12 protein-coding genes are annotated in these 16,646 nt (G+C 56.7%); 6 read left to right on the top strand and 6 right to left on the bottom strand.

What is annotated here, in order from left to right; all coding sequences use genetic code 11:
- Positions 1-18 precede the first annotated feature (18 nt).
- From VN12_RS17705 to VN12_RS17690, 4 genes are all read right to left on the bottom strand, one after another.
- The gene (locus tag VN12_RS17705; RefSeq protein ID WP_146678085.1) at positions 19-3,399 is read right to left on the bottom strand and encodes a hypothetical protein; all 3,381 of its coding nucleotides are present in this window, start codon (positions 3,397-3,399) and stop codon (positions 19-21) included.
- Complete coding sequence (locus VN12_RS17700) at positions 3,396-3,923, bottom strand: KdsC family phosphatase (protein WP_205855073.1); 528 nt, start codon at positions 3,921-3,923, stop codon at positions 3,396-3,398. Before VN12_RS17700 ends, VN12_RS17705 begins: the two co-directional genes overlap by 4 nt.
- Before the next feature lie 44 nt (positions 3,924-3,967).
- Positions 3,968-5,122: an SIS domain-containing protein gene (locus tag VN12_RS17695; RefSeq protein WP_146678083.1), complete on the bottom strand. Its 1,155-nt coding sequence runs from the start codon at positions 5,120-5,122 to the stop codon at positions 3,968-3,970.
- A gap of 423 nt (positions 5,123-5,545) precedes the next feature.
- On the bottom strand, positions 5,546-5,770 hold the full coding sequence (locus VN12_RS17690; RefSeq protein ID WP_146678082.1) for a small basic protein: 225 nt from the start codon (positions 5,768-5,770) through the stop codon (positions 5,546-5,548).
- 251 nt (positions 5,771-6,021) lie between these two features.
- Here VN12_RS17690 and VN12_RS17685 point away from each other — a divergent pair, with 251 nt between their 5' ends.
- Positions 6,022-7,611: a prenyltransferase/squalene oxidase repeat-containing protein gene (locus VN12_RS17685; RefSeq protein WP_146678081.1), complete on the top strand. Its 1,590-nt coding sequence runs from the start codon at positions 6,022-6,024 to the stop codon at positions 7,609-7,611.
- Positions 7,608-8,057, top strand: coding sequence for a hypothetical protein (locus tag VN12_RS17680; protein WP_146678080.1), 450 nt, complete (start codon positions 7,608-7,610; stop codon positions 8,055-8,057). The genes VN12_RS17685 and VN12_RS17680 overlap by 4 nt, the downstream gene beginning before the upstream one ends.
- Positions 8,058-8,312: 255 nt before the next feature.
- Here VN12_RS17680 and xylA read toward each other — a convergent pair whose 3' ends face one another.
- On the bottom strand, positions 8,313-9,623 hold the full coding sequence (gene xylA, locus VN12_RS17675) for a xylose isomerase (protein ID WP_146678079.1): 1,311 nt from the start codon (positions 9,621-9,623) through the stop codon (positions 8,313-8,315).
- Positions 9,624-9,886: 263 nt separating this feature from the next.
- On the opposite strand from xylA, the gene VN12_RS17670 reads away from it, so the two are divergent.
- The 4 genes from VN12_RS17670 to VN12_RS17655 are packed head-to-tail and all read left to right on the top strand — an operon-like array spanning position 9,887 to position 15,543.
- Positions 9,887-11,542: a serine/threonine protein kinase gene (locus VN12_RS17670; RefSeq protein WP_146678078.1), complete on the top strand. Its 1,656-nt coding sequence runs from the start codon at positions 9,887-9,889 to the stop codon at positions 11,540-11,542.
- A 21-nt stretch (positions 11,543-11,563) separates the two neighbouring features.
- Entirely contained in the window at positions 11,564-13,549 is a 1,986-nt protein-coding gene (locus VN12_RS17665; protein ID WP_146678077.1) for a c-type cytochrome domain-containing protein, read from the top strand.
- Positions 13,550-13,558: 9 nt separating this feature from the next.
- Positions 13,559-14,500, top strand: coding sequence for an RluA family pseudouridine synthase (locus VN12_RS17660; protein ID WP_146678076.1), 942 nt, complete (start codon positions 13,559-13,561; stop codon positions 14,498-14,500).
- Positions 14,449-15,543 carry a radical SAM protein gene (locus VN12_RS17655; RefSeq protein ID WP_168164485.1) on the top strand — a complete coding sequence of 365 codons (1,095 nt, stop codon included), beginning with the start codon at positions 14,449-14,451 and terminating at the stop codon, positions 15,541-15,543. The genes VN12_RS17660 and VN12_RS17655 overlap by 52 nt, the downstream gene beginning before the upstream one ends.
- On the opposite strand, the gene ftsY is transcribed toward VN12_RS17655, so the two are convergent.
- Positions 15,537-16,628 (bottom strand): signal recognition particle-docking protein FtsY, encoded by a 1,092-nt coding sequence (gene ftsY / locus VN12_RS17650; protein WP_146678074.1) that lies wholly within the window; start codon positions 16,626-16,628, stop codon positions 15,537-15,539. The two genes, VN12_RS17655 and ftsY, sit on opposite strands and share 7 nt — an antisense overlap.
- Positions 16,629-16,646: the final 18 nt, after the last annotated feature.

The raw sequence follows: 16,646 nt of genomic DNA, 5'->3' as shown, positions 1-16,646 counted from the left end.
GGCCACGATGCCATCGAACTACCGAGGACGCAGGGAGCCGCCGCTTCCTCTGGGATCAGGCAGGAGCGGATTGGAAGGTAACCCTGTGGTAGGCTGTCCGGGATTGCTGGAACCGGGGGAGCTGGCTCGCTGCATATTCGGTGGCAGCGGTCCTTCGATTCGGCTGATATTTCCTTTGATCGCTCCGGTCTTGAGTTGGATCGAGATGTTGGGTAGTCGAGTGTCGATGAAGTCGCTGGGGGAACCGTCATTGGGATAAAGGGTGAACAAGGCAGCTTGCCGAGGCGAACCGGAGACGATCACGGTATCTTCTTTGGCTGCGTACTTGAGGCTGTGTCCCTCCATGGTCACACGCCCTTTATCGGTGATCGATTCCACTTGCACACGGCTGACCGCTTCAAGCTCCCAGGCGGGAGGGGGGGCCTCGCCACGATTGCTCGGGGAGATCTGGTTGTAGCTTAACTCGCCTCCATCGAACAAATTGAGTTGATCCGCGCTGAGTCGTGTTTGGTTTTTTCCAAGGCGTTCAGCGCGATGCACGTTGACTTGGTCCTCCCAAGATGCGATCGGGCCCATCAGCGCATCGATACGGTCAAAGAAACTTGCTTTCTTCGTTCGCAGGTCCCCTTCTAGGCGGCCGGTGAAGCTCAGGTGCAAGCATTGGAGGGTGTTGGTCTTCGACGAAGTCGTCGTGGCCGGGGTTCCAAAAGCGGGTAGACTTGCGGTCATCGCATAACGTCGACTCCAGACTTCACCGGGTCCGTAACCCAAAAAGGTTTGCGTTGGGGCATAGATGTCGAGTCGTGGCAGCCTCATATGTTCCGCAGAGCGACGCTGCATCGCCAAGTCGGTTTCGGCCATTTTGATGTCGACATCTTCTTCGAATCGGATGATCTCGACTTGAGCTTTCGGTCCTCCAGGCGTCCTCGTCGGCTGGAGTGCGATCGCCTGTGCCATCTCGACCGATAGGGATCGCGACTGGACGAAGATATGAGAAATCGTGTCGGCGGCAGATTGAATCCGGCACGTGAGATCGACTCCTCCGCCGAACCTCGCGATCTTGCCGTCGAACGTCATCCGCTCTCCCCAACGAAGCCGAGGAGGCTCCAGCCACTTCACGAGAGAGGAGTTGGCGGTGGGGGAAGGAGAGCCGTTCGAAAGGGTGTTGGGGAGTCCCAATCCAGGGACGCTGACGAGGGTTGCTGCACCAGGCGTCTCCGGTTGAAGCGGGATGGCTTCCGGGGGGATAACCAATTCGCCGGGGTGATCGATATGAAATACATTTTCGCTTTGCGTCAGTTTCAGCTCTGGTGCGACCACTTCTCCGCGTCCGACCGTGATACGCGCAGGTTCGCCCATAATGTACAGATCCATTGTCTCCGGAGCGACTTCGATCATCCGAAGTTGCTTTCCTGATGCGGTGAAGGGCCAAGGGCTAGCGCTGTCGAGCATTTCCTTCCGCATTTCAAAGGGACCTTCGAGCGAAAGACCTTCGACGGAACTTTTCTTGCCTACGCTCTTGACGACCATGTCGAGAGAGTTCGCAGCAACGGACAGGGGATCGGGACGTGGTGGCGGAACAATATCTTGCACCGAGGCTGCCCCTCCGCTTAAGAGATTCGTCGGTTGACGAACGACATTGGGATTCGCATTGCCGCCGGCTCCGATGGAGGGCTGTGGGAACTGCGCAGGAAGCTGTGGTAGAGCCGAAGGGGTTGGGCCGGATTGGGATGAGGAAGTCGACGATGCGAGCGCAAGCTCGGAGTCGGATTCCGGATATCGGAATTTGAGATTCATTTTCTGCACATGAGCGATGAGTTGGGGCGATTCCACCCGTACATCTCCTGATGCCGTCATCGCTTCGGGGAGCCACCTTGGAACGGGCTCATTCAAGTAAAAGCGTTGGAGTTTCGCGATCCGGTTTTGATCGGTCGGGCGAAGCCACAGGTCGAGCTTGTCGGCGACGAATGTACCCTGCGTGGAGTTGTTGATGTTGGCGCTCCCGACGATCGAAACGACATCGAGTTGATCAGAGGGGCGGACGAGCAGTTTTTGGCCCCAGGAGAGTTTCCACGTCTCGCGCTCGGATTCCATTTGTGCGACACCGGGACCGCTGGCGACCACGGTTCCGAGTCGGTCGATGGGAGCTGTAGCGCCGGTGTTGGACTTCTGAAAGAGTTTCGGGTTGCCGAAGAGGATTTCGGGAGCCCAAACCTGCATGTTCTCGCGTCGTAAATAGACTGGCGAGGATTCTTGGGCGACGGTGAGAGGCAGGGTGTTGCTCAGGTGGATTTCCCCATTGAGAAAATCGATAAACAACCGCTGGCCCAACGCTTCGACTTGCATGCCCGGTGCAAGGAGCTTCATCCACCCAGAGCGATCCGAAGGCGTCTTGCCTAGCGCGCCGACGGCCGTGAGTTTATCGAGTTTCCACGGCGAAGGTTTGCGAGGTTCGCTCGCGTCCGGGGCTGGTTGGATCGGATCGTCGTGGAATCCGATTTGCATGGTTAAATCTTCACAGTCGAACGTGTCGATCGGAAGGCCTTCGACGCGATGTTCCATGTGAACGCCACCCCGCAGCATGGCTTCGGACTGCTGGAAATGGAATGTGAATCGTCCACCGCATTTCAGCACTGCATGGGCTGGGCGTTGTGCCGCATCCTTTATTTTGTCGCTCGGCCAAAGACCTCCGTTTTTGAGACCGATTCGTACGCGGTCGACGTAGGTCAATTCCATGCTTTCCAATCCATCGAACGGAGTCTTCACACCAGGGGGGACGGGCTCCTCGGTGCTCAAGAGTTTTTGTTCGAGATTGATCGTGAGAAAGTGCCCTTCGATCAGGGAGTCTCCCATCTGCATCTTGATCCCTTTGTCGGTCCAAATCTGACGCTTTTCGATTCGGACTTCGCTGGTCTCGATGAGGAGTCCGCTATTGCTCGAACCCTCGACTGGCGGTGAGTAGATTTGGATTTGTCCGAGCAGCCTACCGGTTTCTACGGGAGGAGGCTCGGAGGTCCAATCGGGGCGACGTTGGAACTGGATTTCCGCTCCTTCTGGATTCGAGATGAGGATCGCTCTTTTGGACGCCCCGGAACTACGTTGTGGAATGAGGATGGTAAGCGGTTTGATATGCCAGCGGGTTTCGCTGATCTCGACCCGCTCTCGGTAGAGAAGTGTTCCGCTTTCGGTCGTGAGAACTTGGGGGGATTTCCTTTGCCACGAGTCTTCGCGAAAAAAGACGTCCCACCATTCATCGGCATCGGGCAATACGGCCGCAGACCACCGTCGTTCTGTGCTTCGCGTTTTGTGGTTGATCCAAGGTACAAACGTGAGGTGATAGACTGCGAAGCAAATCGCTAGGGGAACAAAGACTCGTAGATACTCGCGCGAGAAGATCATGAGACTCGATTCGGGATGCACTCATCCCATAACCCCTTTGCTTTCAGCAATCGCTCGACCAGTTCGCGAATCGCTCCTCGTCCTCCCGGGGAGGTCATGACCCACTTTGCATTCTGGCGAACCTCGGACGCAGCGTCCTCTACGGTCGCGCTCAATCCGACTTCGTACATCACACTGAGATCGGGAAGATCATCACCGATGTAGCATACCTCGTGCGGTTCGCACCCCGCCTGTTGGATCATCTCGCGCGCGGCTGGAAGTTTGTCTTCAAAACCTTGGCGGACCAGCGTGATACCTAGTTCCGCAGCGCGAATTTTGACGATGTGCGAGTTGCGCGCGGTGAGCAACCCGAATTGAAACCCCGCCTTGCACCAAAGTCGAATGGCATGTCCGTCCCGCACGTGAAAGGTTTTGCTTTCGATTCCCGCGTTGTCGATGGTGATGGAGCCATCGGTCAGGACGCCGTCGACATCCGAAAGGATCAGTTTGATTGGCTTGGCTACGTCGTTATCTTTGGGTGCCACTCTGGATGCCTTGTGACTGTGGAGTATCGAGATTGTTATGTCGATTAGTATTTGCGACCGAAGATGCGAAGAGACGACGGAGGAGCGTCCCAGTCTTCTTCCTGGCGATCCTGTTCTTCAGGGGGTGAGGATTGGGGATCGCTCGCTGCGTCTCGCTTCGCCTGCGTCGGAGCGAATGCGATGTTTTGAAGGTGTTCGATTTCCAGCACGTCGGTGATGTCGATCATCCCTACGGGTTTGTCGTCGCGGTTCACGACCGGTAGCTCGCTGATCTTGCGTGCGACCATGACATCCACCGCGTCGCTCAGGCGGGCCCCGGATTGGATTGCAGAAAAGGATTTCGTCATCCGCTCGGAGATAGGTCGATCCAGATCTTGATCCTTCCGTTGCTCCATCAGCTTTGCCAGATCGCTGTCGGTGAATATTCCTTCGAGGACTCCATTTTCGTCGACCAGCATGACTGCTCCCGTCCGACGGCCTGGTTTAGCGGCGTCGACCAGGATTTGACGGATCGTGTGCGACGAGAGAGCGAGGCGGCACTCCGATTGCGGACGCATGGCTTCGTCCACGCTCGCGAGTCGCTTTCCGAGGGCACCAGCGGGGTGTAATTCTGCGAAGTCCTGCATGCCGAAGCCTCTCGCTTCGCTCACGACGAGAGCGATCGCGTCTCCAATCGCCAACATGGAGGTGGTGCTCGTGCTGGGCGCGAGATTATGCTGGCAGGCTTCGCGACAGGGGGGCAGAATGAGGGCGATGTCGGCGGCTCTCGCGAGAGGGCTGTTGCCGGCGCTCGTGATAGCGATCAAGCCAGCCGCGCGGCGGCTGACAAACGGCAGAATGCGAACGATCTCTTCCGTCGTGCCGCTGTTGGACAGGAGGAGCATGACATCGTTGGGGCCGACGCTTCCCAAGTCACCGTGGACGGCCTCGGACGGGTGTAGGAAGTGCGAACGTGTTCCGGTCGACGCGAAAGTCGCCGAGATCTTGCGGCCTACCAAGCCTGCTTTCCCGATCCCGCAAACGATGACACTCCCGCGCGTGGTGAGGATCTTGTCGACCGCGACCAAAAAATCTTCATCGAGAGATTCGGCGGTAGCTTGAATGGCAGCAGACGCTTGCTGGAGCACGTCTTTGCCTCGTGCCAGCCTGCTTTTTCGGGTGCTCGGCGAGACCGCTTGCTTTCGAGCGGGAAGTCCCATGATCGATAGCCATCCTTGGCGTAGTTGAAAACAATCCAAATCGCATTGACCCGGTGTACTGGAAAACCGGGTAGGCAGAACTTTCCGATGATCTGCATCTGGTAGCTTACCAAACCGAATCGAAGCGAGACAACAGAGATCTCGTCGGAACAAAGTGCGGAAGCGATCGTCCACGAAACGAAAAAAGGTGAGCCACAAAGCTCACCTTGAATCTGCGTTTGGATGAAACGACATGTCGTAGAAGGAATCTCTCCGCTAAGTGGGATTCCAGAATCGCATCGGGGATCGCCAACCGCACACCTAGCATCTCGGATACACTGCAGCCGGAGATAGCGAGGACAGCGAAAGGAAGAGAGATCGAACCAGCGCCACCAACCATCGAGCGGCGCTGGGAACCATCGGACTCTGCAAGGAGCCGATGGACTACTTCTTCTTTTTCTTCTTGTCGTCTGCCTCGTCCTCTTTTTTGACCTTCTTCTTTTTCTTCAAAGAGATCTTGGGGACGCGGACCTTGGCCATGCCGACGACGATGCTATCTTCGGACCACTTGTCGATGTCCTGCAATCGTTTGATTCGCTCGGCTCGGGTGAGCACATTTCGGGTCTTGATCGATCCTGCACGGACCTTCAAGCTCTTGTCGAGGGTCATGGAAATCAACTCCTAGTGGACATTAGCTGCGTTCGAAGGGTGAGGATTGTAGCGAGGGGCGAGTTGGCCGACAAGCCGCAATTGCTAACACAATTCGGGTCGCGGTTTTTCCCGGATGCGGGAAAAACCATATAATCGACGATGTGGATGAATTCGGGGGCGCCGGGCGTACGAGAATTACCGCTATCGGCGTTTGTTGCATGCCGATTGACCTTTTCCAGTAAGTAAACGCACCGAGAGGTCGTACGAACGTGTCCAAATCAGCTTCCGACCCGGCCTCGCTCCAACCACCTCGAATGCCGGTCCCACCCCCCGCTGCTTCTCCTCGCCTGGCTCCGCCGCCGGTGGCTAAAATTGACGGCACGAGAACCGTCCCCGGGGGCAGCAGCCCAGCGGAAACGTCTCAGATGGACGGGGAAGAAGATCGAGAGGATGAACTGACTTGGCGGGAAAAACTGTGGGTCCGTTTTGGTCTGCAGGAAACCCCCTCTTGGCTGACGAGTTTGATCGTCCACCTCGCCATTATTTTGTTGCTGGCAATCGTTCCGATCGCTGAAAAAATCGGGGATTCCATCACCATTCTCTCTGGGACATCCTCCGACACCAACGGAGAGGACGATTTGACGGCGTTCGAAATCAACCCCTCGGCGGAGGACTCCGAGATGCTGGAGAATCTGCCGGATGCCATCAGTCTCGATAGCTTGAACCTCGATTTGGCGACCCCCGCCCTTCCCACGGACGTGGCGGCCAACGATTTGGCGTTGGATTCTCCCGTTCTCGGCGGGTTGAAAGGGCGAACGGGAATTCTCAAGGAAACGCTTCTCAAAGCCTATGGTGGGACCCAAGGGACCGAAGATGCGGTCGCTGCCGGGCTCGATTGGCTCGCCAAGCAGCAGCGATCCGACGGTTCCTGGTCGTTGGTGGGACCCTACAAGGGAGGTGCGACGACCGAGAACAAGCCCGCGGCTACCGCGATGGCGATGTTGGCATTTCTAGGGGCGGGGAACACCCATCAATCTGGAGAGTACCAGTTTCAGGTGAAACGCGGTCTCGACTTCTTGATCGCGCAGCAGGATGAAGACGGTTTTTTTGCAAAGCGGGCTTCGGGGAATCAACGGACCTACGCGCAGGCTCAGTGCAGTATCGCAATTTGCGAGCTTTACGGCATGACCGGAGATCCCCAACTCGAGTCGATCGCCATGCGTTCCATTCAGTACGCGCAAATGGCCCAGGCCAAGGATGGTGGATGGCGATACAACCCCAAGGAACCCGGTGATATGAGCGTGACGGGGTGGTACGTGATGGCGCTCATGAGCGCTCGCATGGGTGGCCTGCTCGTCGATAGCAGCACGCTGGAGAACGTCCACCAATTCCTCGATTTGGTTCAGCGATCCGGCAGAGGGACGGCCAAGGCTCCGGATGGGGAGCGATACGCGTATCAACGTTATTCGGTGGGCACTCCCGCCATGACCGCTGAAGGCATGTTGTGCCGACTGTATTTGGGATGGAGCGCGACGGACAAGCGGATCCAAGAGGGGTGCGAACTCCTTTGCAGCAATCCGATTGCACAAGCCCCGGATCGGCGATCGTTTTACTATTGGTACTATGCAACCACCTCGTTGCATCACGTCGGCGGGGAATATTGGCGTCGTTGGAATGACGCCATGAAAGTAGAATTGCCGGCGTTGCAAGAAAAGTCGGGCCCCAACCGCGGGAGCTGGTCCGCTCAGGACGATCCACACGAAGGTGGAGGGGGTAGGCTCTATTCAACATGCTTCTCCATCTACTGTTTGGAGACGTATTACCGACACCTACCATTGAATCGAATGAGCGGAGAATGACCAAGATATACCAAGGGATCGGTCTTCGGTGCATGTATCCGGAGAATTGGAACCTCATCGAGGATACGGAGGATGGCCAAACAACTGGCTTCACCTTGGAAAGCCCCACTTCGGCTTTCATGACCGTCAGCGAGTACCCGTGGAATGTGTCCCCCCGGTCGGCCGTGGAGAGCAGCGCTGCTGCGATGATGGCCGAATACGAAGAGGTGGAGCAGCAACCGTTCGATCCACAACTCACTTTTCGAGGCGAAGTGCTGCAGGATAGCCGTGGAGCCGATTTGCAGTTTTACTTTCTCGATCTGCTCGTGACGTCGCGCTTGATCGCCTTCACCGTGGATCGCAAAACCTATCTCGTTCAAATCCAAGCGGAAGATCGAGACTTCATGACATTGGAGCAAGTCTTTCAGGCGATGCTCATCAGCATGTTGCAGTCGTTAGAGGCTTGAGACGTTCGGTTTCCATCGGCGCGTTCGTGAAGATGCGCTTGAGCATGGCGTGGGATCGCCGGATGGACTCTCAAACAAGCTGGTGGTTTCTGGATGCGACCAGAAAGGGGGGGCGCGAACCGCTGGGGGGCTCGTCCGCCATTGGGAGAGTGCGACTCCGCTGGGGCAGGAGCCAGTCGCGGACGACTGCTCCTGCATGATGATCCAGATTACTTTTCGGGGCGAGGCGATCGCTAGATGTGGCGTTCGCTCGATCTAGATGTAGAGATTGAAAATGTTTTCGAGCATCTCTTGGCGACCACTTTCGTTGGCCGCGGGTTCCCCTTTTTCGAGCATGTACTTCTCGAGAGAGGCGAAGTCCGCTTTGCCGGCTTCGATCTCGGCTCCGATCCCGCTGTCCCAGCTTCGATAGCGATTCTTGACGAAGGAGTCGAGAAGGCCTTCTTTGCGGATTTCGGCGGCGATGCGCAGACCTCGCGCGAATGCGTCCATTCCACCGACGTGTGCATGGAAGAGGTCGATCGGCTCAAAGCTCTCGCGTCTCACCTTCGCGTCAAAGTTCACACCGCCTGTCGTGAATCCACCGTACTTGAGCACCATCAGCATGGTTTGGGCGGTCAAGTAGTAGTCGGTGGGGAATTGGTCGGTATCCCATCCGAGGAGCAAGTCGCCGGTGTTGGCGTCGAGTGAACCGAGGACTCCCTGCATGCCGGAGTAATCCATTTCATGCATCATGGTGTGACCGGCCAAGGTTGCGTGGTTGGTCTCGAGATTGAGTTTGAAGTAAGGGAGCAAATCGTAGGCGCGGAGGAAATTGAGGCAGGCTGCCGCGTCGCTGTCGTATTGGTGCTTGGTCGGCTCCTTAGGTTTGGGCTCGATCAAGAACTGGCCCTTGAATCCGATCTTCTTTGCATAGTCGACGGCCATATGGAGCAGCTTGGCCAAATGGTCCAGCTCTCGTTTCATATCGGTGTTGTAGAGGCATTGGTATCCTTCGCGTCCACCCCAGAAGACATAGTTCTCTCCGCCGAGCCGGTGGGTGACTTCCATTGCCTTTTTGACTTGTGCGGCCGCATAAGCGAAGACTTCTGCGTTGCAGCTCGTGCCAGCCCCGTGCATAAAGCGAGGGTTGCTGAACATGTTCGCTGTCCCCCACAGCAGCTTCACTCCGGTCCCTTTTTGGTGCGCGAGAAGGGCGTCGGCGATCTTGTCAAAGTTCGCGTTGGTTTCACGGAGGGATTCCCCTTCCGGAGCGACGTCCCGGTCGTGGAAAGCGTAGTACGGGGCGTCCAGTTTCTGAAAGAGCTCGAACGCCACTTCCACACGCTTCAGCGCGTTTTCCACGGAATTGGAACCATCGTCCCAAGGCCGAACAGCGGTACCGGGGCCAAACGGGTCCGACCCCGTACCTCGCATGGTGTGCCAATAGACGATGCTGAACCGCAAGTGGTCCTTCATCGTTTTCCCTTCGATGATTTCATCGGGGTTGTACCAACGGAATGCGAGAGGATTCCGGCTTTTGGGGCCTTCGTACTGGATCTTGGAGATTTCGGGAAAGTAAGCCATGGCGATGCTTTCTGGAGCCGCTTGCGCGCGAACAAATTCGGTAGAGGTGAATCCCTGGACAGAAATGGAATTCAGGACGAGGCGTAGAGTTTACCTTGGGGCGCCGATTGTGGGAGAGCGGGGCGGGCCCAATAGCTGGAGGAAATCAAGAAGAAAAGTTGGGCTCGCGGTCCCTTGACTCGATTTCCATGGCGGCTTTTTCCAGTAAACTTAGTAATACACTCCTCTCAATCGATCGCACGCCGCTAATTGGGTTTTTGGGCATGACGCAAATAACTGCAGAGCGAATACAAGAGCTGATCGAAAAAAGTCGCCTGGTCGATGCGGCTCCTCTTCAGGATGCGTTTGACAAGATCCGGGCAAAGCATTCCGGATCCCTCCCTTCCGATCCAGTCGCGGTCTGCAAGGAGTTGGAGGAACTGGGGCTGATCACCCGCTGGCAAAGCGAAAAAATCCTACAGGGCAAGTACAAAGGATTTTTCTTAGGCCGTCACAAGCTGCTTGGACACCTTGGAAGCGGAGGGATGAGCAGCGTCTACTTGGCGGAACACTTGGGGATGAAGCACAAGCGTGCGATCAAGGTGTTGCCCAAATCCAAGCTTGGCAATAACAGCTATCTCGAGCGATTCCAGCGCGAGGCGAAAGCGATCGCCTCGCTCAACCATCCAAACATCGTTCGCGCCTACGACATCGACAACGAAAAAGACACTCACTATCTGGTGATGGAATATGTCGAAGGTGCGGACATGCAGACTTTGGTTCGCAAGCATGGTCCGCTTCCTTACGCCGTGGCAGCCCACTACATCGCTCAAGCGGCCAGGGGGCTACAGCATGCACATGATGCCGGACTGATTCACCGGGACGTCAAACCCGCGAACTTGCTCGTCGACAAGAAGGGGATGGTGAAGGTCCTCGATCTCGGATTGGCTCTCTTTGCGGAGGACACCGACGCTTCGTTGACCATGGAGTACAACGACAAAGTATTAGGAACTGCGGATTACTTGGCCCCCGAGCAAGCGATCAACAGTCATAAAGTCGATCATCGGGCTGACATGTACAGCTTGGGATGCACCCTTTATTTCTTGCTCACCGGGCATCCCCCATTCCCAGAGGGATCGATCGCCAGCCGGATTATCAAACACCAGAACAACACACCGGACGACATCCGCAAGGATCGCCCGGACATCCCCGGTGAATTGGAAGGTGTCTGCGTCAAGATGATGCAGAAGGATCCGAAATTCCGATACGGGTCGTGCGATCAAGTGGCCGATGTGCTGGAGGCTTGGTTGGAGAAGTACAAGAGTGAGGTGAAAGAGACTGCGTCGATTCTTGCGAACTTCTCGGTCGCCGATGTGCTGAACGACAAACTCAAATCGAATCGAGATTTGGATACGGTTTCCAATCGCAACGAAGGAACGATGGGAGGAAAGAGTTCCGCGATTGTCAAACTGTCCACGTCCGATAGCGGCGTGTTGCGAGCGATCGCGAAGGGTGACGGTTCGTCGATCGATAGTCAGATTGATTTGATGCACGATACGAGCGCCCCGAATCCCTCGAAGTCGAAGAGCCAGGCGATTGCACGAGCGCAGTCCCCGTTGACGGGTGGGAGCAAAGGGGGAGGGAGCGGGTCGCCTTTGGTCAAGCCGATGGCGGGCCGGCCTGCTGGCTCCGGAGTCGGCAAGAGCGGTGTTTCGACAGGGGCCGCGGGAAGCAAGCCGATGCCGTCCGGCCCCGGAAAAGCCCAACCGAGCGCGAAACCCGTCGTGGTTAACAGATCGGTGTCCCAACCGGCGAAAGCGGAAAGACCGGGGAAAGGCGGAGCGCGTCCCCAGACGAATCTGTGGATTTTGCTAGGTGTCGCCGGAGTTGTCGCAGTACTATTTGGGTTGATCGTCGCTATTCTCATGCTGCGGTCTTAACCGACGTTACTGCGAGCCGGCATGACTGCGAGCCGGGTCGTTATCGCCATCGCTTGGGAGTTGTTCTTCATGCCACGCATTCGTTGTTTCGTTCTTTGTCTTCACCTCATTGCGATCGTCTGCGCTACGGGGGTGGGAAGCGGAATCTGGCACCGATCTGCCCTGGCGGTGGTCTACCAAGACGGCACGCTCGCGGGGCTCAAAGCCGAGGTTTCCAAGGCGCGGGCCGCGATGGACGCGAAGAAACTGGAAGAAGCCTTGGAGGCGACCGCCTCGAGCGCGAAGCGAATTACGGCTCTCGCTCCCATGGCCAGCCCACGCGATCGGGGGGAGTTGCAAAGGCTCTATCAGCAGATTGCAGGCCTTCAAGAACTGCTTGCCATTGAAGGTGCCGACTTGGAGCCATTGCCGGATTGGAAAGAACTCATCGCTAAGAAGCCGGATGATTCAAACGGAACGCCGATGTCGAAGGCCGAAGGGGGGGATGCTGTCGTTTTCGAACGAGACATTGCACCGTGGATGGTCGATCAATGCGGAAGGTGTCACATTCAGAAATTCAGCGGTGGTTTTAGCATGGCCACTCTGGAAGCGCTCCGGAAGGGGGCCAAGGGAGGGGTGGTCTTGTTCCCAGGGGACGTCGTCGCCAGTCGCATTGTCGAAACCATCGAAACAGGAGATATGCCTCGGGGGGGAGGCAAAGTCGCGCCAGAGAACTTGGCCAAGCTCAAAAAATGGATCGAGCAGGGAGCCAAGACCGAGGGGATCTCTCCGCAAGCTCCCTTGGCTTCGATTGTCCGATCTTCGTCAGCCAATCGTCCCAATGGTCCGGATATGGCCGCAGGCCCCGACAAACCATTGCAAACAGCTGCACCGACAGGCAAGGAGACGGTTAGCTTTGCCCGCGACGTCGCGCCGATTTTAACTTCGAATTGCAATGGTTGTCACTACGCAGGAATGCGTCCGATGGGAGGGCTCGCTTTTAATAATTTCAATCAGCTCCTGCGCGGCGGTGACAGCGGTGCGATCGTAACGCCAGGCAAAGGGGCCGATAGTTTATTGGTCAAGAAACTGCGAGGGATGGCTGGGCAGCGGATGCCGGCAGGAGGGCGCCCCGCTTTGTCCGAAGACAATATTCGCCTCGTTACGACTTGGATCGATGAAGGTGCCTCGTTCGATGGCGAGAATAAGGAAGCGAGGCTTGATTCCGTCATCTCGCAGGCTTGGGCCTCCAAGGCTAAGCATGAGGAGCTTATGGAACGCCGGGTGTCTCGAGCCCGAGAGAAATGGCAAATTGTTGCACCGAAGTCGGAGCCCGACGAAGAGAAGGATGACCGATTTCACGTCATCGGCAATATCGGAGCGGATGGAGCCAAACGTCTCTTGGGAGCGATGAAGAATGCGGAGAAGGAAGTGAAGCGACTCTTCGGAGTTCGCAACAAAGAATCGCTGGTCAAAGGGGGCGTGACGGTCTTTGCGCTCAAGCAGCGATATGACTACAGCGAGTTTGGGACCATGCTGGAGAACCGTTCCCTACCTGCGGAATGGTCTGGGCATTGGCGTTCCGACGTTTTGGATGCCTACATCACTATTGTTTATGACTCGAGCGAGCCGAAGATATTGGAATCGTCTCTGGCGCAGCAGTTGGCGAGCCTTTGGATTGGGTCTCAAGAGGGGACGCCCAAATGGTTTGCGGATGGAGCGGGGCGGCAAGCCCTAGCGCAAATTTCGGGTGTGCAAGATGCACGCGTGAAGGCTTGGATGAACCGATTGCCAGAATCGATGAAGCAGATGGAGAATCTCAAGCGTTTTCTGGATGGTGGGCTCAACGATGAGGATTCCGCGACCATCGGATTTGGAATTGTGCGGTTTATGAACGACGGCAATCGGAAGAGACAGTACGATGCCCTCGTGCGGGCCTTGGCCGCGGGCACACCTTTCGATCAAGCGATGTTGAAGAACATCGGACCGCTCGAAGGGTTCTTACAACAAGTACTTGGACGGAAATAAACAGCTCTTATGGCTATTCAAACGGAGGCGCTTCCCGAATCGATCCCTGTTCCTGCGAGGAGTTTGGCGAATGTCGTGAAGATCTTGTTCAAATTGCAGCCCGCCCAGGTGGACGGGTTGTTGGAGCAAGGCTACGTAGCGGTAAATGGGAGAGTGAAGCGACAAGGTTGGTTTCGATGCGACGCAGGCGATGAGATTTCCGTCGATTTGGTCCCGCAGGCGATTGTGGCTCCGATCAAGCAGACGAAGAGAAAGCAGTCGTCGAGGACGATTGAATTTCTATACGACGACGACGACATTTCGCTTGTGAACAAGCCGGCGAATTTGCTGACGGTTCCCACAAAACACCGCGAAGCCCATACTCTGTTGTCGCTTGTCCAGCGGCGTTACCAATCGAAAGATCGGAATGCCCAAGCCTTTTGTGTGCATCGACTCGACCGCGGCGTGTCGGGGGTGTTGGTGATTGCCAAGTCGCTGGAGATGGCCGAACGGCTCCGCGATCAGTTCGCAGATCGCAAGCCGCATCGAAAGTATGTCGCCATCGTCGCGGGGGTTCCCAAAGCGCCAGAGGGGCGTCTGGTGAATTACTTGTCGACCGACGCCGATCTAAACCGGATCTTGGTCGCCGACGAGACACAGGGGGAGATCGCTATCACCAATTATAAAGTGCAATCCGCTTTGTCCGATGCGGCGGTACTCGAAGTGAAATTGGAAACGGGTCGGCGCAATCAGATCCGGGTGCAGTTGGCGGAGTTGGGGCATCCCATCTTGGGAGATCCACGCTATCGACCGCGGCAGGCGGCCCACTGGGCTTGGCAATTTCAACGCATCGCGTTGCATGCGGAATGCTTAGGGTTGAAGCATCCGAGAACGGGAGAGCCCCTCTTTTTCGAGACCGCGTGGCCCCAAGAGTTCCGGGATTTCGTTCGGACGCAGCGCAAGCAATCATGATGGTTGGGGCTCCTGCCACGATTCCTCCCCATTGGTTGCATGTCTTAGGTGCACCCGATGGTTGTGCCTCGCTCAAACGGAGAGCATGGAAGGTACTGCGCGAGGGGCAGCCTATCGAGCAGCATCTCGCCAACACGGATTGGATGCGAAGTTGGTCCATCGCTCAGACCGTAGGTGAGCCCGCGTCCGGGGCCGTGAAATTCCGGCTTCGATCCAATCGCACCCAACAGGATTGCGAGACGGTCGTTCTCTTTCCCAAGCAGGGAAGGCGCGCGACTGCGTGTATTTCATCGCAGATTGGGTGTGGGGTCGGATGTTTGTTCTGCGCCACTGGCACGATGGGGTTTCAGCGAAATCTAAGGCCCGAGGAGATGCTCGAACAAGTCTATTTAGCACGATGCTTGGCGCAGCGCGAAGGAAGGCATTTGCGCAACGTGGTGTTAATGGGGATGGGAGAGCCTCTGCACAACTTGGAGGCGGTGTGCGATTCGATCGCATTCATGGTGAGCGACCGAGGGTTCGGGCTGCGCGAGAGGTTCGTAACGGTTTCCACATCCGGCATTCCGTCGGCCATGTTGGCGTTGGTGCGACGATTTCCTGCGATCCGAATGGCGCTGAGTTTGCACACGGCGAATGGGAGCGATCGCCGGCTATTGATGCCCAAGGCCCCAAATGACTTGGAAGTCCTGCGCGAGACGGTGCGTGCTATCAATCGAATACAGGCGATCAGGGAAGAACATAAAGATGCACCGGAGTTCTGCGCCGTACCCGTGTGGATCGAGTATGTGTTGCTCGATGGTTGGAACGATTCGCTTCTCGATGCCGAGAGACTGTTGTCGTTTTGCAAGGGGCTTTGTGTCGAAGTGAACTTGATCCCACTCAATGGTACAGCGGTGGGGGACGGCAAGGCGCTCGCCCCCTCTCCCAGGGAGCGTCAGCAGGAGTTTGCGGCGGCATTGCGACGGGGGGGAATCACCACGACGATTCGCAATTCTTTTGGTGCGGGTGAGAATGCGGCGTGCGGTCAGTTGGTGACTTACTGAAAGAACGCTTTGACGAATTCGTCGGGTTGGAACTCCGCGAGATCCTCGAGGCTTTCGCCGAGACCGACGAACTTCACAGGGAGAGCGAATTGTTCCGCAATAGGGACGACGACGCCCCCTTTCGCGCTACCGTCGAGTTTGGCGAGAACGATTCCGGTGCAGCCGGCAGCTTGGGAAAAACCTTTGGCTTGGCTGATGGCATTTTGGCCAGCGGTCGCGTCGAGTACTAAGAGGACTTCATGCGGGGCATCGGGAATTTGTTTCGCGATGATCCGTTTGAGTTTCTCCAGTTCCTGCATCAGATTGCTTTGGGTTTGCAATCGGCCCGCGGTGTCGAGGATGCAAACATCGTACGATTCCGCGATGGCTTTTTGGCAAGTTCGAAAGACGACGGTGCCGGGATCCGAACCATGTTCCCCTTGGACGATGTCGCAACCGATTCGTTCCGACCAAATGCGGAGTTGCTCGACGGCAGCGGCTCGAAACGTGTCGCCGGCGCCGAGGAGGACTCGATTGCCTTCTCGGGTGAGGCGATGGGCAAGTTTCGCGATCGAAGTCGTTTTGCCAGAGCCATTGACGCCGACGACGAGGATAACCGTGGGGCCCGTTTTGGAGCGAGCCAGAGGGGATTGTTTGCTGCGGAGGGCATTCCCCAGTTCTTCGCGGATGACTTGAAAGGCCTCGTCCATATCGATCCGGCGGCCGCGGAACTGCGTGTGGATCGAGTCCCGGATTTTCGAAGCCATCCCGTTCCCCATATCGGTCTTAACGAGGATGGCGAAGAGTTCCTTCAAGAAATCATCATCGACCAACCGTCCTTCCGACTTCCAAAGGTCGCGTATGTCGGTGTTGAGCAGTTCATTGGTTTTGCTCAACGCCCGGCGCCACCAACTCGCTTTCGCCCCGTTGTCTTTGCCGTCTCGCTCCTGGGTATGGCCAGCGACGGCGGGTTCGACGGGCGTCGAGGACTCGGCGTTGTTTGTCGCATCGGACTTGGGTGCAGCCGATTGTTCTGGTGCTTCCGTTTTGGAAGAATCGGCTTCGGGCCGAGCGGAGTCTTTGGTTTTTCTATTCCAGAAAGCCATGGCGGTGCAACTTCTGCT

It is taken from the genome of Pirellula sp. SH-Sr6A (assembly GCF_001610875.1).
Lineage (GTDB): Bacteria > Planctomycetota > Planctomycetia > Pirellulales > Pirellulaceae > JBKCUI01.
Note: the sequence above shows the minus strand (reverse complement) of the source record. Positions and strands in the feature narration are given on the sequence as shown.